Genomic DNA, 26,943 nt, shown 5'->3' on the forward strand with positions numbered 1-26,943 from the left:
TCCTATCGCGGCGGGCTCGCCGTACGGGTTATTATGGAATGCAGTATGCCGTGCGACCGCATGGCCGCCGCGGCAACAAGACTCAGTATACCCGGGGGAGCACCCATGGAATCGTTGTACCGAAAGTATCGCCCGCTCACCTTTGACTCCGTGGTGGGCCAGCAGCATATCGTCTCGACGCTCGAGCACGCCATCACCGAGGGGCGCCTGTCCCACGCCTACCTGTTCTGCGGACCGCGCGGCACGGGCAAGACCACCATGGCGCGCATTCTGGCCAAGGCGCTGCTGTGCCGCAATGCCGAGGCGGCGCGCGCCGAGGGTGCAAGCGGCTGCATGCCCGACGGTACTTGCGAGGAGTGCGAGCTCATTGCCGAGGGTAACCACCCCGATGTCTACGAGCTCGATGCCGCCTCCCGCACGGGCGTGGACAATGTGCGCGAGGAAATCATCAACTCCGTCAACTTTGCCCCGGTGCGCGGCAAGTACAAGATCTATATCATCGACGAGGTCCACATGCTCACGACGGCGGCGTTCAACGCGCTGCTCAAGACGCTCGAGGAGCCGCCGGCACACGTGATCTTTGTGCTGTGCACCACCGACCCGCAAAAGATTCTGGAGACCATCCTCTCGCGCTGCCAGCGTTTCGATTTCCATCGCATCGGCAACGAGGATATCGAGCGTCGCCTGGCATACGTGTGCGAGCAGGAGGGCTTCGATTACGACGATGAGGCGCTGGCTATCGTGGCGCGCCATGCCAAGGGCGGTATGCGCGACGCGTTGTCCACGCTGGAGCAGCTGAGCGTCTTTGGCAACGGTTCTGTGCATGCGGACGACGCCCGCTCGCTTTTAGGCGAGGTTTCGGACCAGATTCTGGGCGAGTTTTCCCGCGCCATTGCCGATCGCGATGTTGCCGAGCTCTATGGACTGATCCGTGCGCAGGTCGAGGAAGGAAACGACCTGCTGGAGCTGACGCGCGACCTGGTGGCGCATGTGCGTGACGTGTACGTTGCCTGCGTTGCCGGTGCCCGTGCCGAGCTGTTTGAGGGCGGCTCCGAGCAGGCCGAGGCGCTTGCTGCCGAGGCCGCTGCCTTTGGCGAGCATCCTGCCGACCGCCTGGCCCGTGTGCTGACGGTGCTCGACGATGCCGCACTGGAGATGAGGGGCGCGAGCGACGTGCGCCTGGTGCTCGAGATCGCCTGCACGCGCCTGGCACGTCCCGAGGCCGATTTAACGATTGAGGCATTGGCCGAGCGCGTGGCCCGCTTGGAGGCCATGGTTGCCAACGGCGCCGTGCCGGCGAGCGTGGCTGCTGCTCAGGCCGCCGCGCCTGCAGCATCCGTACCCGCTGCTGCCCAACAGCCGACGCTAATTTCGGGCGCTCGTGCTGCCGCTCCGGCGGCATCCGCTGCCCCCGCTGCTACGTCCGCGCGCCAGGGCGGTATGCCTTGGGACCGTGGTGCTGCTGTTCCGGCTGCCCAGCCTGCGTCCCGTTCTGCGTCCGTGTCAGCTTCCAAGCCTGCAGCGCCTGCACCTCAGCCTGCGCCGACTCCGACGCCTCAGCCCGTTGCGGCTCCCGCGCCTGCCACCGCTCCGGCACCTAAGCCCCAGTCCAACAATGCCGCCCAGGTTGCCGCCGCCGGTACTGCCGAGACGCCCGCGGTCGAGGATGCCGGAGAGCTGCAGCGCAAATGGGCCGAGGTTGTCGAGCGTGTCAAGGCGCGTCAGGCTTCCTACGCGGGGCTTTTGCTCAATGCCCGCGCCACGGCTGACGACGGCTCCAGGCTCACGGTCTCGTTCCCCGCGGGCTCGACCTTTGCCATCAAGATGCTTGGACGCGCCGACACGCAGTCGGTGGTCCTGCCGACAGTCAGTGCGGTCTTCGGTCGTCGTACCGTCGACTATGTCCTGGATGGGGGTGGCACGCCGGCTCCTCAACATGAGGAGCATTCTCCATCTGCACGGGCTGCGGTATCTGCGGACCCGCAACCCGTGTCCTCGGCGGCCCCTGCATCCTCGAGCGCCAGCGCGACGCAGCCAAAAGCAGCACCGATAGCGGCGCCGACCCCGTCGGCGCCTAAGCCCGTCATGGCCAAACCGGCTGCTCCGACACCCGCGCCCAAGCCTGCCTCGCCCGCGCCCAAGTCGTCTGACCTGGGCAAAGCCCCCTGGCTGCGCTCCGACAACCCCGCCGGCGCTCCTGCCACGGGCAAGCTCCCGACCGAGCCCGCGCCCCGAGCGCCCGAGCGCGCGTCCGCTCCCAAGGCTCAGCCCGCCGCGCCGTCTGCGCCATGGGAATCCGAGCAGGTTCCCTACGACGATGCCATGGTTGGCGGTTTTGTTGCCGATGCTGGTGGGGACGATCTGCCTCCGTTCGACGTGCCGGGTGCGGCGTCCGCGCCCAAGTCCGCTGCAACTGCCCCCAAAGAGGAGGACGCTCCTGCAGCTCCCTGGGAGTCCAACTCCGGTGCGGGCGGCCCCTTCGGCCATCAGGGTGCAGCCCCGAGCATCCCGCAGACCGAGGACGAGGCCAAAGCCCTCATCCGCAGCGTCTTCGGCCAGTCCACCATCTTCAAGCCGGTGGAGTAGCTGCGCAGGCGGGTATACTGCTCAAGAAGAGAACCCCTTGCCCGGGCGCATCTGTATTTCGGACATGTGCAACGTGGTGCCGCGTATATCGCATTCGAGCAGACAGGCGCGTGACGGTCGGCCTAGGATGCTGAGGTCGATACGATACGTCGCATGGCTGTCCGTGTACTCGACTTGCTCGGCGTTGACGGTTGCTCCGATTGTAAATAAAGAGCCCAGTTCGGCATCGACAATCTTGGAGTCCTTTATCTTGACCTTGAACTCTTGGTAGAGGGACGGGCTGTTGTAGTAAATGGTTCGGGTTCCGTCGGTGCATTCATCGGTCGTCTCCCATTTGACGACGGGCTGGTCCGAGCTGGCTATCAGCAGTTCTGCTCCAAAAGCTATGGCATGGGTGATGATAACCAGTAATACCCAGACGACAAAGAGATAGAGAACCACATATGCAACGGGGTGTTTTGAGCGGATGTTTTGGAGTACGGCTGGGACATTCACGAGGGCACCTCCAAATCGTCATCTATGACAATCAAATTATACCCAGCCGCCATGCGTGCCGCCTCGAGCAGCGGCTCGGCATTTTGCCATGTAGCCTTGTAGCCCTACGCATAAACTGCCTGGTTCCAGCTCTGCTAGATGTAGCTTGAGATAATTATGCAACCTTGCATAATTCGACCTTGCATAATCTTGGGCGTGCGTCACGCTCAAGGACATGTATATCGACTGAGGTAGCGTGTCCGCCCCGCTTGCTTGCCCCGCGCCGTGGTACGATTTTTGAGTTTGAAAGTCCCGTCGCGCTCCGGCTGCCCTTGCAGCTTGTCGCGCGGCCGCACGTAAAGGAGCCATCATGGCCGGTATGAACATGCAGCAAATGATGAAGCAGGCTCGCAAGATGCAGGAGCAGCTTGCCGCCGCGCAGGAAAACCTTAAGTCCCAGACCGTCGACGCCTCTGCCGGCGGCGGCATGGTCAAGGTGACCGTTAACGGCGAGATGGAGCTCGTCAACCTCACCATCGACCCCGATGCCCTCGATCCCGAGGACGTCGATATGCTGCAGGACATGATCATGGCTGCCGTCAACGAGGCCGTCCGCGGTGTCAACGAGCTCGCCAACAAGCAGATGGGCGCCATCACCGGCGGCCTCAACATCCCGGGCATGCCGTTCTAAGACACGCATATATATGAGTGCCAACCATAGTCTGCAAAAATTGCTCGATGAGCTGGGCCGTCTGCCGGGCATTGGTCCCAAGTCGGCCCAGCGCATCGCCTATTACCTGCTCGAGGCCGATGCCGAGGAGGCGCGCCGCCTGGCCGAGGCTATCCTGGAGGTTAAGCAGGAGGTTCACTTTTGCAGCCGCTGCTTTAACTACGCCACGGCCGACGAGTGCTCCATCTGCCAGGATTCGATGCGCGATACCACTCGCATTTGCGTGGTGGGCGAGCCGCGCGATGTCCAGGCGATTGAGCGCACGGGCAGCTACCACGGTCTCTACCACGTATTGGGCGGCGTGATCAGTCCCATGGACAAGATTGGTCCCGAGCAGTTGCACATTCGTGAGCTGCTGGCGCGTCTGGGTCACGAGGACATCCACGAGGTCATCATCGCCACCAACCCCAATATCGAGGGCGAGACCACGGCGAGCTACCTGGCCCGCACTATCAAGCCGCTGGGCGTTGAGGTATCGCGTCTGGCGAGCGGCCTTCCCGTGGGCGGCGACCTGGAGTATGCCGACGAGCTTACGCTTGGGCGCGCCATCGAGGCCCGTCGCACGATTTAGGTGGCGAGCCTGCTCCTGCCGTATGTCTTCATCGCGACGCACGGGGTAGCCATAATTTCCCCGTGCGACTGTAAGTTTGTTGTGCAACAAAGATGCTTTGTATCCGCTTATCGCATGGATGCTTCCACTCGCATCCTTAATTTGCCCATTCGTTGCGCAACCTTTTGGGTTCGCTGATACACTCAAATATGGATTCGAATGAATGCGCCGCTCCCGAGAGGCGCGTTTTTGTTGGAGGAGAACGCATGCGGCCCGGTGGCACTCAGACAAAGCGCGGCGCCGCGGTGCGCATGCGACGCCGACTGGGCTTGGCGCCGCGGGCGTACGCACTGCTGTCTTGCTCGCTGGTGCTGGTCATAGCTGGCGTTTCTGCCTATGGCATGACCGTGCCGTCCATGATGCAGGCACATGCCGCACGCGAACCGCGCGTGGGGCATGAGGTCAAAAGTGACCTGGGGACCACGACTGGATATGCTTGGGCAAGTGTGGTCGCGCATATTGTGTTTGGCACCGGCGACGCGGACGGCGCCGAGGCCCCGGACAACGAAGTCACGCTTGCCAATGGCAAAACCATCGTGCTCACCAACACCAAGATCATCGATCGGTTGTCCAACAATAGCGTGGCGGCAACGGTGAATAAGGTCGAGCAGCAGAAGGAGCAGGACGCCCAGCAGTCCGGAAAGCCCGGTAGCTCGGATACTTCTGGCTCCGGCTCGGATTCGTCGAGTTCGGGCGGTGGCTCTGGGTCGGGTTCCTCTGCCGGAGGGTCTGGAAACGGCGGCTCGACGGGCGGCAACACTGACAACGATGCAAACTCCGGTGGCCTTTCCGCTGCTGAGGAAGAGAGCATTCACAGCTGGCTTGTGACCAAGTACAACATGCTCGACGGCTATGTTTCTCGTGCCAATGACGTGGTCTCGACCTATAACTCTACGGGAGATCCCAGGCCGTGCGACAGCCTGGTCGGGGAGATGTTTGTCATTCGAGCCGAGTTCGGTCGTCAGACATTCTCGCCCCGGTCAAAGTGGTATCAGCAGTATGCCAATCTGTGGGGCTGTTACACCAACCTATGTCAATGGGTCGGCCATTACGGCGATGATGACGTCGCGCTCGGTAACTTCAACAATAACGTGGCGGCGCTTGCCCTATGATGACCGATCTTGCATCCACCACACCACAATCGCTCGGTCGCGATCCCATGGTCGGCCTGCGCCTGGCGCGTGTCGACGGGTTTGAGCCGGCCATTGCGCTCGGTCAGGACGAACTGCCTGCCTATCTGCGTCGTTTTACGATACTGTTTGCCGACGATGCCACCATGCGCCGTGGCGGTATCGGCCGCGTGACGCGTGCCGTCAACGCCCAAGGCGAGGCCGTGGCACTCAAGCAGCTCATCTTGCCAACGTGCGATGAGTTTGACGATGCCGCCGCCCATGAGGCGCTGGTCGCCAAGTTCAAAGCGGCGTTTCGCGAGGAATACGAATGCCATCGCGCCCTTTCGGGCCTTAAGGGCTTTCCCCGCCTCTATGGCTGGGGCGAGGTCGACGGTGTGCCTGCAATTGTCATGGAATGGGTCGAGGGCGAGACGCTCGCCCGCTTGCGCTCGCGCTTTGCCGTGGACGATGCCGGCCGCCTATCGCCGCTTGTGGCGGCGCGTCTGGGTCGCGACCTGTTCGATCTGCTCTGCCGTATGAGCCTGGTGGGCGAGGGCTTTGTCCATCGCGATATCTCGCCCGCTAATATTATGGTGCGTACGGCGCGTCTACCGCTTGACCGGCAGCTTGCCGAGGGCACCTTTGACCTGTGCCTGATCGACTTTGGCTCGTCGCTGGCGCTTGAGCCTGCGTCGGCCGTGGCCGGTACCGGCGGCAAGGCGTCGTTTACGGAGCGCTATGCCACGCTGCGTCGCGCGACGGTTGCCTATGCCCCGCCCGAGATGCTCACCGACGATATTCCCGACCTGCGCGCTTTGCGTATGTCGCCGGCGATCGACGTCTATGCCGCAGCAAGCACGGTTTACGAGCTCATTGCCGGCGCCGCGCCATACGAAGCCGCGCCGAGCACTTCGGGCACCTCGGGTTCGCGCAAAAAGACGCGCGACATCGCCAGCCCCTACCGTCTCAAGATGGACACGCTGCCCGACTATCCCATTGGTGCCCATGCGCCCGGTTGCGATTTGACTCAGCTGCTTCGTCGTGAGCCCGATGTGGCGCTCGCTGCGGCCGAGCAGGCCCAGCAGCTGGGGCTTGAGCCGGATTCCGAGGAGCTACGCGATGCGCTGGCGTTTGTCGATGCCCAGCTGTTCGACGTGGTGATGGCCTGTCTGTCCAGCCATCAAAAAGATCGTCCCGAGCCGGCGGCGGTCGAGGCGGCGCTCTCGGCGTTTTGTGACCACTATGCGCAAAATGTCGGTCGTTCGCTCCGCGGCGAGCCGCTCACGCCGTGCCCCATGGATGCGTCTGGCCGCGCGGTTCGTCGCGCGCTGATGGTCGGCGCGACGGTCGTCTGTGGCGTGGTTTGGGCTGTGGTCGTGGTTTCGGCCGCGCTGCTGGCGTCGGGCGCTCGCGTGACGGCGACTTTGGGATCGCTCGTGTGGTCTGGGTCGCTACCGGGTATTATTGCCGCACTGGCGTTGGCGCTGCCAGGCATAGCCGGCGTTGCCGCGGGGGCACTTGCGCGCGATCGGCGCTCGGGCTTCCTGCAGGGTGTGCTTGCGCTTTCTGCCTGCGAGGTTCCGGTGCTGGTTGTGGCTGCATGTAGCGTATTTTCCCAACGCGCCGTGATGGGCGGCCTTGTTGCCGCTCTGGTTGCAACCTATACGCTTACGTGGTTTTTGCTTGCGATGGGCTTTGCCTTTGAACTTCCCGTTTCGGCACCGCGACGCACAAAAGCCCAGATGGCGACTCCGCTTGCCGGTGGAGCCGCAGCTGTCCGTACTTTTGGCGGACCTGTCGAAGTATCGTCCGATTCTATTTCTACGACCAAGGAGGCCTAGGTCATGGCATCTCAAGTTGAGCTCACCCCATGCGGGGCCATGTTTGACATCTTTAAGCGCGCAGCGCATCTGAGCCATATCGAGCTGTGCGGCTTGGTGCTTTCGTCCCGTCCGCTCGCCGACGGCCGCAGCCCGCAGAGCCGAGCCGCCGATCGCTCTTGGGTTTCCCGCTTTATCGTTCGCGCGCCGGTCGGCACGCTTCAGCAGCGCTACTTTGTCGAATACGGTACCTCGGCTGCGCGTATTATGTCGCAACTGGCCCTGCGCCAGCGCAATCCCATGGACTCCACGGCTGTAATCAATATGGTGTGCGGTCCTGCAGGTGAACCGATGGTACGCGCGCTCGAAGAGTGCCACCAGGACACGAATCTCTATCGCAACGCGCTCGATCGCCTGTCCCAGGCGGCGGAACTCATGCCCGCCGAGCGCGCCGAGGTCGTGCTGGTGCTGTTTGTCGCCGTCGGTTGTTCGGCGGATGTGCGGTCCTCGGTGAACTATGCCATCGACTACGCGAACGCGACCTGCGGCGGAGGCACATCCACGCCGCGTTCGCTTGGCATGTCGCTGACTGCGGGCGAACGCGAACCCGCCCCGGCGCACCCTTTGGGCTTGCTGCGCGTGCAAAACAGTTTTGTCGTGAGCGCCCCGCGCTGGATTCAGCCGAGTGAGCAGGGTGTTGAGATTGGCGCGCTGGCCACTGGTGAGGGCGATATTACCGACGTCGGCGACGATGTCTCGGCCCGCCATGCCCATATCTGGTGCGATGCTCAAAATATCTGGCACGTCGAGGACTTGTCGTCCACCAACGGAACCGTGGTGGTAAACGGGGCCACGCGCGTTTGCATTCAGGTCGAGCCCGGCCGTTCCGCCCAGCTCAATCCCGGCGACGAGCTCAAGCTCGGCGAATCCACTACCTATGCCATCCTCTTCGGTGCCCTCTAGCCGGCAGTTAAGGACGTTCCTTTTCTGCCGGCACTTGGGGACACTCCTCGGCGCGCCAGAGCCGGTCGCCTGGGGATGGAGAGGCCATTTTGGCCCTTGGCGGTCAGTCGGGGCGAAACTAGAAGATCTTTCCGATTCGCGGCTGTTCATGCTTGTAGAGCATCTAAAACAATAGGATGTTATTCTGGAATATGCCGGGTGCGTGAACTTGCCTGTCTTAGCCTTAATAAGGTATAGGGGAGTTTGGCTCAGGGGTTCCGTGTTGTTCTTCAGCGCAGTATTGTGGGACAGATTTGCTGAGATTGGCGCCTTACACCGCAGAGCGCACGGAAGGCTCTCGATTTGTGTTCTGGCCCCAGAATACAGGGCCTGATACTTACCAACTGTGGCATGGATGTAACATCTGTAGAAATCAACCCTTTTGTTGTCGACCTTTGTAAGAAAAACACTGCCATCAACTCTTTGGATGACGAAACTAGGGTGCTTGAGGGGAGCCTTTACTCCCCTCTGAGAGATGACTCATGTTTTTCGCTTGTCGTTGTGAATCCTCCGTTACTGCCGATTCCGGATGAGATTCCTTATCCCTTCGTTTGAGATGGAGGACAATCGGGTCTGGATAAAACACTTCGTATTCTTAAGGGTGGCGATACGCATTTAGAGAAAAACGGTAAATACTGCTAATAGGGGTGACGACGATGGTGCGGGGGCGACCCGCGATGCTCTCATCAATACGTCGGATACTTGGGAAATCAGGTCTAGATGCATGTATGATGATGCTGTGTGGCTATTCAATTAATCCGCGTTCCGAATGGGTGCAGGGTATAGCTGCGACATCGTATGCTTTTGACCCGGCGCGATACTCAGATATTTCTGAGGCGGTTGACGAAGTTTATACGCACTATGCCGCGCAAGGCGTTTCGGAAGTTTGCACATCTACGTTACGGGCTTAGGTTTCTTCAAGCGAGCAGGCCGGTTGCGTTATTTCGAGCGATTTTTCTAGTCTAGACGACAAAAGGCAAAGGATTTGATGGGTATAAAACGCGGACGTTTGTGGGCGGATGCTCAAATCTATTGTGGCAATCGGGCGGTTGAAAAAGATATTTCAACCGCCCGATTGCCAGGTTCGTCGGAGGAGATGTCCGATTCCGACTCTCTTGTAGGAAGAGCTTGAGATCGTATTGGCCCAAGGCAATCTTAAAGCAGTCTCATTGGCAAATCTTCGCTCCTGTTGTGTTGAGGTGTAAGGTATCAGTGATTGATGTTTTGTGGCGGGTAGATTGGGGCCTTCCTTGATTCGATGCGTTCTCTCGAGGTTCATCAGAGCAAAAGGGGCTTTCGTCTTCATTGCTATCACGGTGATTGGAACCGCTCTCTCCTATGCCATGCCATACGTGAACGGGAAATTCTTAGATTTTCTTCTCGGTAACCGCAGCGAAAGAGACGCCGTACTCTTCGCGCTCCTGGTTGCGTCAATAGGAGTTTTCTCCACCCTCTTTACTTATTTTGCAGGAACACTTTCCATTCGCATAACCACGAGACTTTCCTTTGATCTTCTCAGGGAGGCCGTCTTGCGTTTTGAAAGAGACGATTACTTGGTGAGTCGGACCATCGATCCAGCCTATACAACGCAACGGATTATTTCCGACTCTAGCGTGGTCTCATCCTTCGTTTTGGCGAATTTTATCAGTGCGCCGCTGTCCATTGTAGCCATTCCCATCGTATTGCTTATCATATGGTCAATTGATTCAACTCTCGCGGTGTTTTCCATCATTCTCCTCATCGTGTATTTCTGTGTAATTACTGGGTTGAGGAAACTTTTGTATAGGGTCACGTATGAGAAGAAAGAGGCGGACAGCGCCTTTTACGCCGCAATTGCATCGCAGCTTAATCAGATTCTCAACATTCAACTGACATCTTCGTACGGCAAGAGCGAACAAGCGCTCGACGCTGGGTTTAAGAGCTATTTTCCCAAAGTTTTGCGCTCCGGAAAGCTATCATATTCTCTGACATCGCTCGATGGTCTTTTCGCAGCGTTGTTTCAAGCGGTGATACTTGTTGTTTCCGGAGTACGAATCATTAACGGAACTATGTCAATAGGCGAGTACACTATCATCGGTACATACTTCGCGGTTCTCTTTAAGACTTTGAAAAGTATGATGTCATTGTTCAAATCCTATCAAGATGCCAAAGCATCATGGGATAGGACGGCTATCGCGACGAGAGAAAAGGAGAGATCGGGGTGGAATCGGACCGATTTAGCTAAACTCGATGAAATAAATGACATTTCGGTATCTGATTTGGAATTCTCGGTTGCCCTTCCAGACGGATCTGTCCGAGAGGTCCTCGGCGGGTTTTCTTTCAAGTTTTCCGGTCCTGGTACATATTGCATAGTTGGGGAAAACGGAAGAGGCAAGACGTCACTTCTTTACTTGATGCTCGGGCTATACTCATCGAAAGGCAAAGTAAAATACAACGGCGTGCCAATCGAAGAATGCGACTTGGATTACATACGTGCGAGAGAGATATCGTGCTGCCCACAGTCGTGCTTCGCGCCGGACGAAACGGTGAAAGAGCTGTTAGAGTATTTCGACACGCCCTTTTCTTCCTATCACCGGGGTGTAGATGGCCTACTTTCGCTGGAAAACAGCGTGAAGGAGTTGCTCGGGAAACGTTGCTCCGCGCTTTCGGGCGGTGAGCTGCGCCGAGTGTACTTATGGTCGGCGATTTCACGCAAGTCGTCAGTTTTGGTACTCGACGAGCCCACGACTGGGTTAGACGCTGTAAGCCGCGCCGAGCTTGCGGCCTATGTTAAGCGCAACAAGCAAAGCCAGCTGATCATCATTGTCTCTCACGATGACGAGATGGTCGGCGCGGTAGAAGGGGTAGTGGATTTAGGCAGCATGTACCGGGGTAAATGCTGACAAGTGTAGTGCTACCCAACTGACAGAGATAACAAAAAAGCGATGCAGATGCACGTAGCATTCAGTCGGTTCGGACTCGGTGCCTTCACGCCATCGCAACGCTTTCAGATATAGTTCTCATTCTCTTACTAAAGGAAACTTTAGTCTACGTTGTCTTGTCGAGACAGAGGTGAAGCGAAGTGTTGTCGCGACGTATCTTATTCCAGGTGGCTCAGTATCATCGTGAGAATCACACCAAAGTGTACTTACAATTCTCGTGTCCCACGGACAACATGAGCTGAGCATTGAGGTTCCACCCTTTGCTGCAACTACACGGGGTTGGACGGCAATGAATATGCCGGGCCGCATGCCACGCGCAGCGGGGGTCCATGCCCCAGTATGTTGCCTACAGCAGCCTCGATGTCCACGCACACATCATCTCTGCCTTCGTGTTCAATCCGTTTGCCGGAGAGTGCGAGGGTTACAAGGCCGTAGAATACGAGCCGAACAAATGAAATGCGGTATCGACGCATAGGATTAAACTGACGATTGCTTTGCACCGAAAATACGCCCGGAAAGCCGCTATGGGTGGCGGCCCGGGTTAAATTGAGAGGCCCGTCCGATCACTTTCATGTGACGAACGGTCGGGCTTCTTATTCCACTTGCCAATGCTCGGCTCATATTGGAAGAAAGCTACGCTAATGTTTGCGTGATACTCCTATTTTTTCCGAAGAAAGAATCGGATAATGAAGAATAACAATAAAAAAGGTGCCAGATATAAAGCAAGTACAAAGGTTAATCCAACGAGACCTTGCAATAATGGCATAACTCCTCCCAGACACGAGATTTTGGTATTTGTCCCCATCTTATTTTGAATTGGACCAAATAGTTCCTAGACACAAAAACTACTCGTCAACTGGATCGCACCAATCTGCTGGCAAAACACAGCTTGATTCTTTATCGACATAGCACCAATCCGCAACAGGGCACTCGGCGATGTCGTAAAAATTGCATATATCAACTCCAAGACAACAAGGCTCAACGGGAGTATGTTCATTTGAACCAACAGGATGGATATGCTTCATAACAGCTCCTCACCTTAATCCAATTAGAGACTACGTTTGATCAATGCCACAGTGATCTACAACGCAGATGCTGCCGCCATCCATGTCATAGTCGCAGTAATCGTATGCACCACAGCCATCTGCTTTATCATAAACAGTACAGATGTCAGTAATGCCCAAGAGGCAGTCAAAAGACATCGGCTTCACGCCTGCCTCGTCGCCACTTCCTGGATTAATCGGATGAATATGCTTCACGACTACCTCCCTTTGAGTGCAGAAAAACCTCAATATTGTGTATAACAAACCAAGATGTCTAGTTCACCATATTTCTAGAATGGTTTCGGCGAACGTAGCAATAAGCTTCGCAGACGGTAATCAGAAGAACGAACACCTCCACAATGGTGACAGCAATGCGCTGAACCGCTTATTCCGATACAGTAGCTTCTCGTTGATTTTTCTCCTGCGAAGATGAGTGGCGGGAAATAAGGTCAAAAGCCATCTCGTAGCACATTTTTCTATATTCACATGATGCAGGGTGTAGACTCTTGGGCAAGTAGCCGTGCTCGTCTGCAGCCTCCCAGCTACAGCCCCCACCACAGAAAGACCGAGCCCAACAGTCCGTACAGTCAATTCTTTTTTCGACACCCTGACTCCAGTTTTCAATATACCTAGTTTCGTCAATTCCGGTGACGATGTTGCCCATTTTGAATCGCATCATCCCGACAAACCTGTGACAGGGGTATACGTCCCCTTCGGGAGTCACGGAAATAAAACGCCTGCCAGCCCCGCATCCGACAAAGGCGATCCTGTTGCTCATAATCAAATCAACTGCAGTTTTCAATGTTCTAAACAAGGGCTTTTCCCCTTGATCAATCTGTTTGAGATATTGATCCGCCAAATCTATTAGGCCCGCCCTGATTTTGTTTAATGAGTGTTCGTCGAGTTTGATATTCTCATCGAATGAGCTCACGGGCGAGAAGTAAATCCTTCTGAAGCCCATCTCTTTAAACTGAAGATAGTCTTCAACAAGGTTACAGTTATTATTTGTTAAGGTCGCTCTTGCGCCGAAGGGGAACGACTCGGAAAAACGACGAACGTTTTTGTCGATATCGGAGAAAGAGCCGCCTCCCGTCTTGTACGGGCGCGATGCATCGTGCTTGCATCCTGTACCATCGAGACTAATCAGAACAGAAAACCCGTGCTCCTTGAAAGAATTCACAGCAGTGTCATTCAAAAGCGTTCCGTTGGTCGTAATAGAATAGGTAAAGTTTCTATTGGGGTATATTCTTTTTGAATAGTCGACCGTTTTCCATATCAGCGGCTCGTTAATCATGGGTTCCCCACCAAAAAAGACGATTGCAAGCGTTTCGTTTTCCGATGAACTTGCGACGAGGTAGTCGACCGCCTTGAAGGCTATCTCGTCTGTCATCAGCAGAGGAGACGTTCCATAATCTCCTTTACCGGCAAAACAGTAACTACAACCAAGGTTGCATGCATGTGAAACGTGGAGTTCGATGGATCTAAGTTTTCGAGGCGTGTCTTTTGTTAAGAAAGTCCGCTCAGACAATCGTTGATACTCATCAATGTCGTCTTCAAGTTCTGCTATGGTCGTTTGGTCGTAGCCTTTCGCAGCAAGTGACTTTGTTAGCAACTTCGAGTTGACCGTTCTTCCCGATGCTTCAAATATGCGAAGCGCATCTTCTGATGCTTGGTCAACCTGAAAGCAATTGCGAGTGACCTCATCGAAGCAGTAACGACGATCACTTACTGAGAAAAAATGCATACGTTCCTCAATTTCATGCTGGACTGGCACTAACCTTGTTTATTGTTACGCAGCTATAAAAAACCACCAGCGGGGATTCGGTGTGCGGCCCAATCGGACTCCCAAAAGGTTCTATTTGAGACTGGCAAGCTTTGTGTTGTTGGCACTTCGACAGCGCTCTTTATTCCAACATGGAGCCTCGCAGTTTGAGTCGACTTGCCTCTGGAAGGTCCGATCTCAACTTGATTTAGGATGAAAACAGATTACAGGCGCGCTCCTCTAGAAAGAAAGGAAACCAATCGCCGCCTTTCACCAGGAAAGTTTTTATAGCCCACCTCGAGCAAAATGAAAGATGCGAGAGCGATTGGGGAACAACGCGAATCTCCCCTTTTGGGTGGGAGCGAGCCTTCAGCCACCGGCGAACGACTCGCCCTGGTCAGAATCTGGAAGTGGTGCCGGGCCGCTTGGGCCTCCCCGGTGACTTCGTGGGGCTTACCTGCCTGACGTCGAGGAGTACATCCGCAAGATTCGTTCCCTATGCCGTTTGCTCTCACGCCCGCCTTGGTTCCAAGTCGGGCGAGCACGAGGTCGCGCCGGCGCATCCGCTGGGACTGCTGCGCGTGCAAAACGGCTACGCGGTGAGCGTCCCGCGCTGGATTCAGCCGAGTGAGGAAGGCGTCGAGATCGGCGCGCTGGCAACGGGGGAGGGCGGCATCACCGATGTGGGCGATGACGTTTCGGCTCGCCATGCCCACGTGTGGTGCGATGACCAAAATGTCTGGTACGTTGAGGACCTGTCGTCCACCAACGGAACCGTGGTGGTAAACGACGCGACGAACGTCTGCACCCAGGTCGAGCCCGGCCGCTCCGCCCAGCTCAACCCCGGTGACGAGCTCAAGCTCGGAGAATCCACAACCTACGCCATCCTCCTCGGCGCCCTCTGACTCATCTCCTAAATAAGTTGCGGTGAAATAGGGGCTGTTTAAGGCTACGGCCGGCAAAAACAGTTCCTATTTCACCGCGGCTGCCATTTGGTCCCTCGGTGACGGAAGGATCAATTTTGCCCTTGATGGTCACCCAAGGTAAACCTTTACCGCCCGCCTATATTTGCCGAAATTACACTTGACGGCGGGGTACAATAAACCCGCATGCGGATTTCCGTTGCGGGCGCTTCCCATCGCCGGGGCGTGCCCGGGAGCATCCGGCATGCGGCCTTTGCGGCGCTCGGTCATGTGCAAGACGGGTAGCTGGGCTTGTGGAGCGCGTGCAGCCCTCCTCGCCTCGGCATGCCTTCTCTCCACGCCATGTACCTGCTGCTGAGCCTGCCTGCCAGATGATTGGAAGCAACAGCGAAAATCCCATCACGCCAACATCCCGGCGATCGCCGGGGCCTGTATACCTATATGAGAGGAGAGGGGTATATGGCGCGTAAGTTTAAGTCTATGGACGGCAACGAGGCGGCCGCATATGTTTCGTATGCGTACACCGAGGTAGCGGGAATCTATCCCATTACGCCGTCCAGCCCGATGGCCGACCATGTCGACCAGTGGGCGGCCCAGGGTCGCAAGAATATCTTCGGCACCCCGGTCAAGGTCGTCGAGATGGAGTCCGAGGCAGGTGCAGCCGGTACCGTTCACGGTTCGCTGGGCGCCGGTGCTCTGACCACCACCTACACGGCTTCTCAGGGTCTGCTCCTGATGATCCCGAACATGTACAAGATCGCGGGCGAGCAGCTCCCGGGCGTCTTCCACGTCTCCGCGCGTTGCGTCGCTTCCCACGCCCTGAACATCTTTGGCGATCACTCCGACGTCATGGCCTGTCGTCAGACCGGCTTCGCCATGCTCGCCGAGGGCAACGTCCAGGAGGTCATGGACCTCTCGCCGGTGGCTCACCTTGCCGCCATCGAGGGCAAGACCCCGTTCCTTAACTTCTTCGACGGCTTCCGCACCAGCCACGAGATCCAGAAGGTCGCCATGTGGGACTACAAGGATCTGGCCGAGATGTGCGACATGGACGCCGTCCAGGCTTTCCGCGATCACGCGCTCAACCCTGAGCACCCGCACACCCGCGGCAGCCACGAGAACGGCGATATCTTCTTCCAGAACCGTGAGGCCTGCAACAAGGTCTACGACGAGCTTCCCGCCGTCGTCGAGGGCTACATGAAGAAGATCAACGAGAAGCTCGGCACCGATTACGGCCTGTTCAACTACTACGGCGCTCCCGATGCCGACCGCGTCGTCGTGTGCATGGGCTCCTTCTGCGACGTGCTCGAGGAAGTCATCGACTACCTCAACGCTCACGGCGAGAAGGTCGGCCTGGTCAAGGTTCGTCTGTTCCGTCCGTTCTCCATCAAGCACTTCGTCGACGTTCTCCCCGAGACCGTCCAGAAGATTGCCGTCATGGACCGTACCAAGGAGCCGGGTTCCATCGGCGAGCCGCTCTACCAGGACGTCGTCTCCGCTCTCTACGAGGCTGGCAAGACGGGCATCAAGGTCGTCGGCGGTCGTTATGGCCTGGGCAGCAAGGACACGCCTCCCGCGTCCGCTTTCGCTGTCTTCGAGGAGCTCAAGAAGGACGAGCCCAAGCGCGAGTTCACCATCGGCATTGTCGATGACGTGACCAACCTGAGCCTGCCCGAGGCCGAGGATGCGCCCAACACCGCAGCCCCCGGCACCATCGAGTGCAAGTTCTGGGGTCTGGGTGGCGACGGTACCGTCGGCGCCAACAAGAACTCGATCAAGATCATCGGCGACCACACCGACAAGTACGTCCAGGCCTACTTCCAGTACGACTCCAAGAAGACCGGCGGCGTCACCGTCTCGCACCTGCGTTTTGGCGATTCCCCGATCCGTTCGCCGTACTACGTGACCAAGGCCGACTTTGTCGCTTGCCACAACCCCAGCTACATCGTTAAGGGCTTCAAGATGGTCCGCGACGTCAAGCCGGGCGGCACCTTCCTGGTCAACTGCCAGTGGAGCGACGAGGAGTTCGCCGAGCACATGCCCGCCGTGGCCAAGCGCTACATCGCGAACAACAACGTCAACGTCTACCTGATCGACGCTATCGACCTGGCCGCCAAGGTCGGCATGGGCAAGCGCACCAACACGGTGCTCCAGTCCGCCTTCTTCGCGCTGGCCAAGGTCCTGCCCGCCGAGGACGCCCTGCAGTACATGAAGGACGCGGCTACCAAGTCCTACATGAAGAAGGGCCAGGCTATCGTCGACGCCAACCACAAGGCCATCGATGCCGGCGCTACCGCCTTCCGTAAGTTCGAGGTTCCGGCCGACTGGGCTACCGCCGAGGATGCCGCTCCCGTCGAGCTCTCCGAGGAGACCAAGTCCGCTATCGCCCAGCAGGTCAAGAACCTGCTCGAGCCCATCGATCGCATGGACGGCGACAGCCTGCCTGTTTCCGCCTTCGTCGATTGCGCCGACGGCCAGTTTGAGCTGGGCGCCTCCGCATACGAGAAGCGCGGCGTCGCCGTGGTCGTTCCCCACTGGGACGAGACCAAGTGCATCCAGTGCAACCAGTGCGCCTACGTGTGCCCGCATGCCACCATCCGTCCGTTTGCGATGACCGAGGACGAGGCTGCCGCCGCGCCCGAGGCTACCCGCACGCTCGACGCCATGGGCCCCAAGGCCAAGGGCATGAAGTTCACCATGGCTGTGTCCCCGCTCGACTGCATGGGTTGCACCAACTGCGTCAAGGTTTGCCCCAAGGGCGCCCTCGAGATGGTTCCCACCGAGCAGGAGATGGACCAGCAGCCCGTTTGGGACTACATGGTCGAGAACGTCTCCGAGAAGAAGGAGCTCATCGCGGCCAACGTCAAGGGCAGCCAGTTTAAGCAGCCCTACCTGGAGTTCTCCGGCTCCTGCGCCGGCTGCGCCGAGACCGCCTATGCACGTCTGGTGACCCAGGTCGCCGGCGACCGCATGTTCATTTCCAACGCCACCGGCTGCTCCTCCATTTGGGGCAACCCCGCTGCCACCGCTCCTTACTGCAAGGACAAGGACGGTCACGGTCCGGCCTGGAACAACTCCCTGTTCGAGGACAATGCCGAGCACGGTCTGGGCATGGCCGTCGGCTATGAGGCCGTTCAGCACAAGCTGATTGCCGCTACCCAGGACATCATCGCTGCCGATGGTCCGTCTGATGAGATCAAGGCTGCCGGCCAGGCTTGGCTCGACTCCATCAACGATGTCGAGGCCTCCAAGGCCGCTGCCGCCGCCTACGTTGCCGAGCTCGAGAAGTGCGGCTGTGAGGCTTCCAAGGCAATCCTCGCCGACAAGGCTTACCTCACCAAGAAGTCCTTCTGGATCTTCGGCGGCGACGGCTGGGCCTACGACATCGGCTTCGGTGGCCTGGACCACGTCCTGGCTTCCGGCCACAACGTCAACGTCTTCGTCTTCGACACCGAGGTCTACTCCAACACCGGTGGTCAGGCCTCCAAGGCCTCGAACCTGGGCCAGGTCGCTCAGTTCGCCGCTGCCGGTAAGGTGACCAAGAAGAAGTCCCTGGCCGAGATCGCCATGAGCTACGGCTACGTCTACGTGGCGCAGGTCGCCATGGGCGCCAACCCGGCTCAGACCCTCAAGGCCATTCACGAGGCCGAGGCCTACGACGGCCCGTCCCTCATCATCGGCTACAGCCCCTGCGAGATGCACTCCATCAAGAAGGGTGGCATGCAGAACTGCCAGGCCGAGATGAAGAAGGCTGTCGAGTGCGGTTACTGGAACCTCTTCCGCTTCAACCCCGAGGCTGCTGCCGGCAAGAAGTTCTCGCTCGATTCCAAGGAGCCCGCGGGCGGTTATCAGGAGTTCCTGATGAACGAGGCCCGTTACGCTTCGCTGACGCGTTCCTTCCCCGAGCGCGCCGAGGAGCTCTTCAAGGAGAACGAGCAGGCCGCTATGGACCGCTACGCTCACCTGCTGAAGCTCAAGACGGTGTACAACGAGGCCTAGGTCTCCCACCGCAGGATCTGAGGGCTGACCTTCGCGGACGTCCTCGGACATGAAAGAACCCCCGCTGCGCACTACGTGCGGCGGGGGTTCTTTCGTCCTGCGGAGTGTCCGCGAAGGTCAGCCCTCAGATCCTGCTACGACTACGTCCTCGGATTGTGTGGGCTGATGAAGGACGTGGTTGGTGGGGCGCCTTGTCCCGGTCGCTGTTTCGCGGCTTTGGGCATAGAGGGGGATTTGGTTGCGGACCCAGATGGCCTAGAGGGATATGGGTGCAAACGAGAAATCGTTGTCGGGGTCGTCGTTTTCCATAAACTCATCGAGGCAGAATGTCATATAGATTGGAGCGTACAGGACCTTGCCCTCTTTGCTGAGGTTCTCGCGGCTTAACACAATGGCCTCGGGAATTTTGTACTCGCTCACACTCATCAGACGGTCGAGGGCTGCATGTGCTCGAACTTTCTTGCCCGATTTGACTTCGATTGGGACAACATGCCCGCGGGCACCTTCGATTACAAAGTCGACTTCACCGACCTCACGCGTTTGGTAGTACCACGTATCTGCTCCGAGGGCAACGAGTTCCTGTGCGACCACGTTCTCATAGAGGCCGCCGAGGTTGGGGGTTTTCATGTCAAGGTAGACGGCGCGTGCCGTGCTGCCGGGATACCGCGATGCGAGCATACCTGTATCGGACTCGTATAGTTTAAAGGCCGTCGTTTTCTCCGTCCTCTTGAGAGGACTTCGTGCCTCCGTCACCTGGGGGACCATCAATCCAACGCCTGCGTTCACCAGCCATAGGAAATCCTGCTCGTATTTTTGAAGACGAGCTCCCTCGCCTAGAGACGAGACGATAAAGCGATGGGACTCCGCCTCAAGCTGAACGGGAATTTGCTCGAAAATGGAGCGAACGTTAAACGCTCGAGTCGATGCATATTTAGAGATATCGCTTTTGTACTGATCGACTAGCTGAATTTGAAGCTCACGCGTTCTCACGAGCGAATAGCCCGAATCGATATAGTTCTGAACGACCTCTGGCATGCCGCCGCAAACGATATAGGCTCTAAAGTTTTTGAGCATCGCCTCATGAATATAGTTTTCGACGGGACGTCTCTCGACAAGGCGGCTGCGAATATCTGCAAGCACATTTTCGCTGACGCTGTTTGCCCAACAAAACTCTTCAAAATCCATCGGCCGCATAACAATGTGCTCGACATACCCTACCGGAAAAGAAGAGATCCCCTTAAACTCAGTCCCAAGCATAGACCCCGAGAAGACATAGCTAAAGCGTCCGTCCTCGACCAGCGCCTTCATAAGTGTAACGATCTGCGGATACTCCTGAATCTCATCGACGAAGATAAGCGTGTCTCCTTCAACAAGCGGTGCATCCGCAAGAAGGGCCACACGGTTGATGAAGTCAATGGAGTTCTTAGCGCCAACAAGTACGTCTCTTGCCTCGGCATCAAGTAGCAGATTGACCTCATAATACGAAGCGTAGTTGCTCTTTCCAAACGCGCGAATCGCATAGCTCTTGCCAATCTGACGCGCACCGGTAACAAGCAGGGCCTTATGGGAGTTATTCTTCCAGCTCAAAAGCCTATCAGTGACCTTGCGGCGTAGCATTAAAACACCTCATTGACAAAAATTGGCAAATAGATTTGCCCCTAATCATACAAAAATTGACAAATAGATTTGACCCAAATCATACAAAAATTGGCAAATAGCAAAGCTCACTTAGGCCTCAAAGCCAGCGAGCCAGCACGGTACTTTGCGAAAAGGCTGGCGGCGCCGTTGTTGAGGGTGGCCAGGTTGGCAGTGGCGCCGTTAGCGTTCTCGGCTGCTTGGGCGCGCAGGAGCGAAAGGGCGTCGGCAGCGTTCATGCAGAAGCCGACGGTAAAGTTCCATACTACGAACTCACAGCCGCTTGCCGCGGGGTGAAGCGCGATTGGCTATCCCTTTTGTTGGATGAAAAGCCCCGTGTTTTTGCAGGGGTGCATACTCGTCTAATAAATGTATAGAATCTCGTATAGTGCGAGTAAGATATTGCGCTGTCCGTTTTGTGTTTAGCAAAGATATAGTTTGCATAATCTGGTCTAATCCCTGCTCTATTTAAATAAAGTTGCACGTAAATGGCGTAGATATGCCTGAACTGGGCTTCTTTACGCTGAGCGGGTAAAATCGACCGTTCGCCGCTTAGGTATTTTCAAAATGAATAAAATGAGCGATAAAGAGAATATAAACCTTAATAAACTCGCGTATCGCACGGACGCGGGTTATTAATGGGTTGTAGGCCTTTTACAGAAAGGATTCCAGCAATGTCTAAGCCTCTTGGCAAGCCCGATCGTATTGTCGTCGCCCTCGGCGGCAACGCCCTCGGCAACAACCCCGTCGAGCAGATCGAGGCCGTGAGCAACACCGCCCACGCTCTCCTTGGTCTTATCGAGCAGGGCAACGAGATTATCATCACCCACGGCAACGGCCCGCAGGTCGGCATGATCCAGAACGCCTTCGCCGCTGCCCACGATGCCATCGGTACCCCCGAGATGCCGCTGCCCGAGTGCGGCGCCATGTCCCAGGGCTACATTGGTTATCACCTGCAGCAGGGCATTGGCCGCGAGATGCACAAGCGCTATAAGCGTTGGCACGCCGCCACCGTCGTCACCCAGATCGAGTGCGATCCCGACGATCCCGCGTTCAAGAACCCGACTAAGCCGATCGGCCCCTTCTACACCGAGGAGCAGGCCAAGGAGTTCATGGCCGAGGATCCCTCCAAGGTCTTCGTCGAGGATTCCGGCCGCGGCTGGCGTCGCGTCGTCGCTTCCCCCGATCCCAAGAAGATCGTCGAGGCTGACTCCATCCTCAACCTGCTCGACAACGAGTTCATCGTCATCGCCTGCGGTGGCGGCGGCATCCCCGTCGTCCGCGACTACGAGAACAAGGGCTGCTACAAGGGCGTTCCCGCCGTCATCGACAAGGACCTGGGCGGCGAGCTGCTGGCCGAGGACTGCGACGCCGACGTTCTGTTCCTGCTGACTGCCGTTGAGCATGTCGCCATCAACTTTGGCAAGCCCAACCAGGAGGAGCTCGAGGACCTCACCGCCGACGAGGCCGAGCGCCTGGCCGACGAGGGCCAGTTCGGCAAGGGTTCCATGGAGCCCAAGGTCCGCGCTGCCATCAAGTTTGCCCGTTCCCGCAAGGGCCGCACCTGCATCATCGGCGCCCTGGACAAGGCCGCCGAGACCATGGCCGGCCTCTCCGGTACCCGCATCCACGAGTAGTCTCTACTCCATTGCCTCTCTCGTGGGCGCCAGGCAAGACGCCCACAAACTAGCCTCTCTTCACGAGCCCCGCAGTCCGCTCCTACTGCGGGGCTTTTGCTATCGGTGGTCATTGGGGACAGACTTAAATGAGTAGCACCAATCAACTGCGGAAAGCACATCCCAGAATGAGCGTCCAAAATGGGGCGCAGTTTCCCCGGGGCCCTCAACCGGAAAATACATCCCTGAATTTGGCCGAAAAGTGGGGCACAGTTTCCCAAGCATGCCGCTAGAGGAAAGCGCATCCCGCTATCGAACTTCAAAGCGGGATGCGCTTTCCGAGCCGGCAGTTCCGGGCAGCCTGGGACCACTCATTTAAGTCTGTCCCCAATGAGTGCCCAATGACTAGTAGTAGGCCCACATGGCTTCGACTTCGTTAAGGACCTCTACGACGCCCCAGCGGCGGGCGCTGCGGCTGGCCGAGTTGGGATCGAAGACTTCAATCTGGTCGGCGTCGTCAATACCGTAAAGCACAATGTAGTGGCCCACGTTGGTAAAGGTGCCCGGCCGAACGGCGGCGATGACGGGCGCTCCCGAACGCAGCGCCTGAGTCATCGAGTCGCGATCGTTATGAAGCTCCGTTCCGTTAAGTCCCAACTGCCACGCACCGCTCGTCATAAACGACCATTCGGTTGCACCGGTGGGGGCGTAATTGCCTGCCTCGGAAAGCGCGCACATATCGACGGGAGTCATATCGGTGCGTCCCGTCTTAAAGATATAGACCATGGTGAGGCACGTAGGCCCGCAAGCATTTTGGCGGATGGTACCGCCGGCGTAAGGCAGCTCCGACCATGCAGGGTCGATCTGATAGATATGGGGCATCGTGCCGGCTTGCCATTGCGAGCGCGGGGTCGAAAAGGCGAAAGAACAACCGGGCGCGACGGGGGCCTTGAGCAGCTTGTCCTCGGCGGTGGGCTCGAGACCGGCCGAGCCGTGGGACATACAGGAGCTCATAAGCACAAAGACCAGACAGATGAGGATAGAGCACAGTGCGAGGCAAAGCCGACGAGCCGGCAGGGCGGGGGCATTCACGTACGATGTCGAGCGGTAGGGCTTGCCGTCGCGTCCGCCTTGGGGATGCGAAAAGAAGCGGTTGATATGGATGCCGGGCTGACGTGCGCCGTTGCGGCGCAGTTGCGGAACCTCGGCTTGGCGCTGTCGAGTGCGCGCGCCCAAGCGGCTATCTTGCTGCGCGCTTGTGCCCGTGCTCGGACGGCCACTCTGCCGTGTTCTGCTTGTCTGCTGCCGAGACGAAGGCCTGGGTTGCTCTTGAGGGCGTTGCGGATTGCTGCTCGTGGCACTTCTGGGCGTCGGCGTGGTGCGGCCAGCAAGGCGAACGCTTTGTCGCCGTTGATCACCGTCGTTGTATCCGTATGCCATTCGTACCGCCTTGTCTCATGTATAACCTGTCTATCCTACAAAAAAGATGTGCAACAAATGGGTCCGCGCGTCAAAAGCTCGGTAAACGGTACGAAAGGCGCAAAACACACGGCCTCAAAAACATCTCTCTATGTGTCCGATGAGCGTACGCCCGTCGGACGGGCGACAACAATGAGCGGCAAACCGTGCCGTTCGTCCCAAAAACGGTGCCGCTCGTTTTGCAGTTCTGCCTTCGGTCGAGCTGCGAGCGGCGCTGCTGCGCCAAGGCCGTATCTTAAAGCCATGGAATAAAAGCGCGCGGCAAAACGGACCGCGCAAGGGGTGACGCCAAGGGGCGTCAAAAAGGAAAGGAGGGGAACAATGGCGGACAAGAATGCAGAAGTTGCAGTCGAGGATAACGGCGGCATGAAGAAAACGCTTTCGCTCTGGAACTTCTTCACCATCGGTTTCGGTGCCATCATCGGTACCGGTTGGGTTCTGCAGGTCGGCGACTGGATGGTCGTGGGCGGCGGTCCCGTTCCCGCTATGATCGCATTCCTCTTGGGTGCAATCTTCCTCGTGCCCGTCGGAGCTGTTTTCGGTGAGCTCACGGCTGCTATCCCCATTTCGGGCGGCATCGTCGAGTATGTCGATCGTAGCTTTGGCCGTACGATGAGCTACATCACCGGATGGCTTTTGGCCCTGGGCAACGGCATCCTGTGCCCGTGGGAGGCCATCGCCATCTCGACCCTCGTGTCCGAGATGTTCGGCAGCCTGCCCGGCCTTGAGTGGCTGCGCGCCGTCAAGCTCTACACCATCCTGGGCGCCGACGTTTACCTGTTCCCGACGCTAATCGCGCTCGGCTTTGCAACCTACGTCATCTTCCTCAACTTCCGCGGTGCCAGCTCGGCCGCCAAGCTGCAGGCCTTCCTGACCAAGGCCCTGCTCTGCGGCATGCTGCTCGCCATGGGCGTCTCGCTGTTCACCGGCTCGCCGGACAACGCCATGCCCGTGTTCTCCCAGGTCACCGGTGCTGGCGGCGGCAAGCCCGCTACCGAGGGCACCAGTCTGTTCGCAGGCATCGTTTCGGTCCTGGTTCTGACCCCGTTCTTCTACGCCGGCTTCGACACCATTCCTCAGCAGGCTGAGGAAGCAGCCGAGGGCCTCAACTGGAACAAGTTCGGCAAGATCATCTCCTTGGCCCTGCTGGCCGCCGGCGGCTTCTACATGGTCTGCATCTACTCGTTCGGCACCATCCTCGACTGGCATGAGTTTGTTAAGAGCCCGGTTCCCGCGCTTGCCTGCCTCAAGGGCATCAACATGCTCCTGTACCTGGCCATGCTCGTCATCGCCACGCTTGGACCCATGGGCCCGATGAACTCCTTCTACGGCGCCACGAGCCGCATCATGCTCGCCATGGGCCGCAAGGGCCAGCTGCCCGAGAAGTTCGCCGAGGTCGATCCCAAGTCCGGCGCTCCAAAGCTCGCCTGCGTCGTTCTGGGCGTCATCACCGTCGTCGGTCCGTTCCTGGGCAAGAACATGCTCATCCCTCTGACCAACGTGTCGGCCCTCGCCTTCATCTTCTCCTGCGGCATGGTCGCCCTCGCTTGCCTGCGCATGCGCTTCACCGAGCCCGACCTGCCTCGTCCCTACGAGGTGCCCGGCGGCAAGTTTGGCATCAGCCTCGCTATCGTTGCCTGCGGCACCATCATTGGCCTGCTCGTGATCCCGTTCTCTCCCGCCTCCCTCAACATGGTGGAGTGGAGCATCGTGATCGGCTGGCTGGCTGTTGGCCTGGCCCTCATGGCCTTCACCAATTCCCGCAAAAAATAACGCCTAGCCGGGGCGGATCGGGTGCGCGGAACCCTCTCTCCCGCGCACTGAACCCGGCACCACTTGGGTAGTTTTGTGAGGCCTTAACCCAACGCGGCCTCGCCCACTATATGGATCCATAAGGAGGAACCATGTCCACTAAGTATGCAATCGTTGGCGGCAAGCTCATCGACGGTACCGGTGCCGAGCCGGTCGAGAACTCCCTCGTTCTCGTCGACGACAACGGCAAGATCGAGTATGCCGGTGCTATGCAGGACCTTCCCGAGGGCGTTGAGGTTATCGACGCCGCCGGCAAGACCGTCCTTCCCGGCCTGATCGACACCCACCTGCACTTCTCGGGCAACCTGACCGACGATGACACCGACTGGGTCATGCAGCCGCTCCTCGAGAAGCAGGCCGTCGCCGTCAAGCAGGCCTACGACTGCCTCACCCACGGTCTCACCACCGTCTGCGAGATCGGCCGCTTTGGTATCCAGATCCGCGACTGCATCGACAAGGGCGTCTTCAAGGGCCCGCGCGTTCTGGCCACTGGCCTCGGCTTCTGCCGCGTTGCCGGCCACGGTGACTCCCACCACTGCACTCAGCAGCTCAACAAGGAATCCCACCCCTGGGGCGACCAGGTTGACGGTCCTTGGGATCTGCGTAAGGCCGTCCGTCGTCGCCTGCGCGAGAACCCCGATGCCATCAAGATCTGGGCTACCGGTGGCGGCATCTGGCGCTGGGACTCCGGTCGCGACCAGCACTACTGCTCCGAGGAGATCCAGGCCGTGATCGAAGAGGCCAAGTTGGTCGGCATCCCCGTGTGGAGCCACTGCTACAACAACCACGCCGCTGCCTACGATTCCGTCCGCTTTGGCTGCGAGCAGCTGATCCACGGCTTCGATATCGATGAGCGCACCATGGACCTCATGGCCGAGCAGGGCACCTTCTTCACCCCGACGATCGCCTTCCTGCCCACCTGGTACGCCACCTATCCGCCCGTCTACGTCCCCGAGCTGCACGACAAGTACGAGGGCACCCTGGTCGAGAAGGAGCTGCAGCGCAACTACGACTGCCTGCGCGAGGCCAAGAAGCGCGGCGTCGTCATGACGATCGGCTCCGACTCCTTCTCCTTCGTCACCCCGTACGGCAACTGCTCCATCGAGGAGATGTACGAGTTCGTCGACAAGATCGGCTTCACCCCGGTCGAGACCATCACCTGCGCCACCCTCAACGGTGCCAAGATGTGCCACATCGAGGACGAGACCGGTTCCATCGAGGCCGGCAAGTGCGCCGACCTGCTGGTCGTCAACGGTGACGTCGCCGCCGACATCCACGTGCTCAACACCGACAACATGGACGTCATCATGAAGGACGGCTGGATTGTCGAGGCTGGCACCTTTGGCGAGGGTAACAAATACAGCGCCTAAGCTACCGTTCATCGACGACTGGATGTAAAACACAGTATTTGATTGCATA

At 58.2% G+C, this 26,943-nt stretch carries 19 protein-coding genes and 1 pseudogene; 14 read left to right on the forward strand and 6 right to left on the reverse strand.

Going from position 1 to position 26,943, the window contains the following annotated elements; genetic code table 11:
* Positions 1–105: 105 nt before the first annotated feature.
* Positions 106–2,586: a DNA polymerase III subunit gamma/tau gene (gene dnaX, locus DW180_RS07095; protein WP_158551940.1), complete on the forward strand. Its 2,481-nt coding sequence runs from the start codon at positions 106–108 to the stop codon at positions 2,584–2,586.
* A gap of 21 nt (positions 2,587–2,607) precedes the next feature.
* Here the strand turns inward: dnaX and DW180_RS07100 are convergent, their stop codons facing one another.
* Positions 2,608–3,081: a hypothetical protein gene (locus DW180_RS07100; protein ID WP_117648547.1), complete on the reverse strand. Its 474-nt coding sequence runs from the start codon at positions 3,079–3,081 to the stop codon at positions 2,608–2,610.
* A 349-nt stretch (positions 3,082–3,430) separates the two neighbouring features.
* Here DW180_RS07100 and DW180_RS07105 point away from each other — a divergent pair, with 349 nt between their 5' ends.
* The 8 genes and pseudogenes from DW180_RS07105 (at position 3,431) to DW180_RS10590 (ending at position 11,710) form a co-directional block, all read left to right on the forward strand.
* Entirely contained in the window at positions 3,431–3,751 is a 321-nt protein-coding gene (locus DW180_RS07105) for a YbaB/EbfC family nucleoid-associated protein (RefSeq protein ID WP_006235174.1), read from the forward strand.
* 13 nt (positions 3,752–3,764) lie between these two features.
* Complete coding sequence (gene recR / locus DW180_RS07110; protein ID WP_089573257.1) at positions 3,765–4,361, forward strand: recombination mediator RecR; 597 nt, start codon at positions 3,765–3,767, stop codon at positions 4,359–4,361.
* A gap of 245 nt (positions 4,362–4,606) precedes the next feature.
* Positions 4,607–5,512, forward strand: a complete 906-nt coding sequence (locus DW180_RS07115) for a hypothetical protein (RefSeq protein ID WP_117564927.1) — start codon at positions 4,607–4,609, stop codon at positions 5,510–5,512.
* Positions 5,509–7,353 carry a hypothetical protein gene (locus DW180_RS07120; RefSeq protein WP_117736772.1) on the forward strand — a complete coding sequence of 615 codons (1,845 nt, stop codon included), beginning with the start codon at positions 5,509–5,511 and terminating at the stop codon, positions 7,351–7,353. The genes DW180_RS07115 and DW180_RS07120 overlap by 4 nt, the downstream gene beginning before the upstream one ends.
* A 3-nt stretch (positions 7,354–7,356) precedes the next feature.
* Entirely contained in the window at positions 7,357–8,295 is a 939-nt protein-coding gene (locus DW180_RS07125) for an FHA domain-containing protein (protein WP_118238161.1), read from the forward strand.
* 327 nt (positions 8,296–8,622) lie between these two features.
* Positions 8,623–8,889 (forward strand): annotated as a pseudogene (locus tag DW180_RS10675) (methyltransferase); the annotation flags it as partial.
* A 695-nt stretch (positions 8,890–9,584) separates the two neighbouring features.
* A complete protein-coding gene (locus DW180_RS07135; protein WP_055310069.1) occupies positions 9,585–11,216 on the forward strand; it encodes an ABC transporter ATP-binding protein in 1,632 nt (543 codons plus the stop codon).
* 368 nt (positions 11,217–11,584) lie between these two features.
* Entirely contained in the window at positions 11,585–11,710 is a 126-nt protein-coding gene (locus DW180_RS10590) for a hypothetical protein (RefSeq protein ID WP_255413194.1), read from the forward strand.
* 600 nt (positions 11,711–12,310) lie between these two features.
* Here DW180_RS10590 and DW180_RS10160 read toward each other — a convergent pair.
* Positions 12,311–12,514, reverse strand: a complete 204-nt coding sequence (locus tag DW180_RS10160; RefSeq protein WP_124785779.1) for a hypothetical protein — start codon at positions 12,512–12,514, stop codon at positions 12,311–12,313.
* A 169-nt stretch (positions 12,515–12,683) separates the two neighbouring features.
* Positions 12,684–14,042, reverse strand: coding sequence for a radical SAM protein (locus tag DW180_RS07140; protein WP_082421808.1), 1,359 nt, complete (start codon positions 14,040–14,042; stop codon positions 12,684–12,686).
* 443 nt (positions 14,043–14,485) lie between these two features.
* Here DW180_RS07140 and DW180_RS07145 point away from each other — a divergent pair, with 443 nt between their 5' ends.
* Together DW180_RS07145 and nifJ are read left to right on the forward strand one after the other, a co-directional pair.
* Positions 14,486–14,965, forward strand: a complete 480-nt coding sequence (locus DW180_RS07145) for an FHA domain-containing protein (protein WP_187361855.1) — start codon at positions 14,486–14,488, stop codon at positions 14,963–14,965.
* A gap of 477 nt (positions 14,966–15,442) precedes the next feature.
* Positions 15,443–18,982, forward strand: coding sequence for a pyruvate:ferredoxin (flavodoxin) oxidoreductase (gene nifJ / locus DW180_RS07150; RefSeq protein ID WP_118238163.1), 3,540 nt, complete (start codon positions 15,443–15,445; stop codon positions 18,980–18,982).
* Positions 18,983–19,237: 255 nt separating this feature from the next.
* On the opposite strand, the gene DW180_RS07155 is transcribed toward nifJ, so the two are convergent.
* Both DW180_RS07155 and DW180_RS10280 read right to left on the reverse strand, forming a co-directional pair.
* The gene (locus DW180_RS07155; RefSeq protein WP_118238165.1) at positions 19,238–20,599 is read right to left on the reverse strand and encodes an ATP-binding protein; all 1,362 of its coding nucleotides are present in this window, start codon (positions 20,597–20,599) and stop codon (positions 19,238–19,240) included.
* Between the two features lie 107 nt (positions 20,600–20,706).
* A complete protein-coding gene (locus DW180_RS10280; protein ID WP_158551673.1) occupies positions 20,707–20,856 on the reverse strand; it encodes a hypothetical protein in 150 nt (49 codons plus the stop codon).
* Between the two features lie 435 nt (positions 20,857–21,291).
* Here DW180_RS10280 and arcC point away from each other — a divergent pair, with 435 nt between their 5' ends.
* Positions 21,292–22,254 (forward strand): carbamate kinase, encoded by a 963-nt coding sequence (arcC, locus tag DW180_RS07160; RefSeq protein WP_006235166.1) that lies wholly within the window; start codon positions 21,292–21,294, stop codon positions 22,252–22,254.
* Between the two features lie 384 nt (positions 22,255–22,638).
* Here arcC and DW180_RS10515 read toward each other — a convergent pair whose 3' ends face one another.
* The gene (locus DW180_RS10515) at positions 22,639–23,469 is read right to left on the reverse strand and encodes a C39 family peptidase (protein WP_233545217.1); all 831 of its coding nucleotides are present in this window, start codon (positions 23,467–23,469) and stop codon (positions 22,639–22,641) included.
* 564 nt (positions 23,470–24,033) lie between these two features.
* Between DW180_RS10515 and DW180_RS07170 the strand changes: the two genes are divergently transcribed.
* Positions 24,034–25,485 carry an APC family permease gene (locus tag DW180_RS07170; protein ID WP_117735418.1) on the forward strand — a complete coding sequence of 484 codons (1,452 nt, stop codon included), beginning with the start codon at positions 24,034–24,036 and terminating at the stop codon, positions 25,483–25,485.
* 131 nt (positions 25,486–25,616) lie between these two features.
* Complete coding sequence (locus DW180_RS07175) at positions 25,617–26,894, forward strand: amidohydrolase family protein (protein ID WP_118238167.1); 1,278 nt, start codon at positions 25,617–25,619, stop codon at positions 26,892–26,894.
* The last annotated feature ends 49 nt before the right edge of the window (positions 26,895–26,943 follow it).

The sequence above is a fragment of the Collinsella sp. AM16-21 genome (assembly GCF_003471905.1).
Lineage (GTDB): Bacteria > Actinomycetota > Coriobacteriia > Coriobacteriales > Coriobacteriaceae > Collinsella.

Coding starts and splice junctions, on each gene's coding strand:
- nifJ (WP_118238163.1), top strand. CDS start 15,443: ATGGCGCGTAAGTTTAAGTCTATGGACGGCAACGAGGCGGCCGCATAT.
- DW180_RS07115 (WP_117564927.1), top strand. CDS start 4,607: ATGCGGCCCGGTGGCACTCAGACAAAGCGCGGCGCCGCGGTGCGCATG.
- DW180_RS07170 (WP_117735418.1), top strand. CDS start 24,034: ATGGCGGACAAGAATGCAGAAGTTGCAGTCGAGGATAACGGCGGCATG.
- DW180_RS10590 (WP_255413194.1), top strand. CDS start 11,585: ATGCCCCAGTATGTTGCCTACAGCAGCCTCGATGTCCACGCACACATC.
- recR (WP_089573257.1), top strand. CDS start 3,765: ATGAGTGCCAACCATAGTCTGCAAAAATTGCTCGATGAGCTGGGCCGT.
- DW180_RS07140 (WP_082421808.1), bottom strand. CDS start 14,042: ATGCATTTTTTCTCAGTAAGTGATCGTCGTTACTGCTTCGATGAGGTC.
- DW180_RS10280 (WP_158551673.1), bottom strand. CDS start 20,856: ATGAACGCTGCCGACGCCCTTTCGCTCCTGCGCGCCCAAGCAGCCGAG.
- DW180_RS07120 (WP_117736772.1), top strand. CDS start 5,509: ATGATGACCGATCTTGCATCCACCACACCACAATCGCTCGGTCGCGAT.
- DW180_RS07105 (WP_006235174.1), top strand. CDS start 3,431: ATGGCCGGTATGAACATGCAGCAAATGATGAAGCAGGCTCGCAAGATG.
- dnaX (WP_158551940.1), top strand. CDS start 106: ATGGAATCGTTGTACCGAAAGTATCGCCCGCTCACCTTTGACTCCGTG.
- arcC (WP_006235166.1), top strand. CDS start 21,292: ATGTCTAAGCCTCTTGGCAAGCCCGATCGTATTGTCGTCGCCCTCGGC.
- DW180_RS07155 (WP_118238165.1), bottom strand. CDS start 20,599: ATGCTACGCCGCAAGGTCACTGATAGGCTTTTGAGCTGGAAGAATAAC.
- DW180_RS07175 (WP_118238167.1), top strand. CDS start 25,617: ATGTCCACTAAGTATGCAATCGTTGGCGGCAAGCTCATCGACGGTACC.
- DW180_RS07125 (WP_118238161.1), top strand. CDS start 7,357: ATGGCATCTCAAGTTGAGCTCACCCCATGCGGGGCCATGTTTGACATC.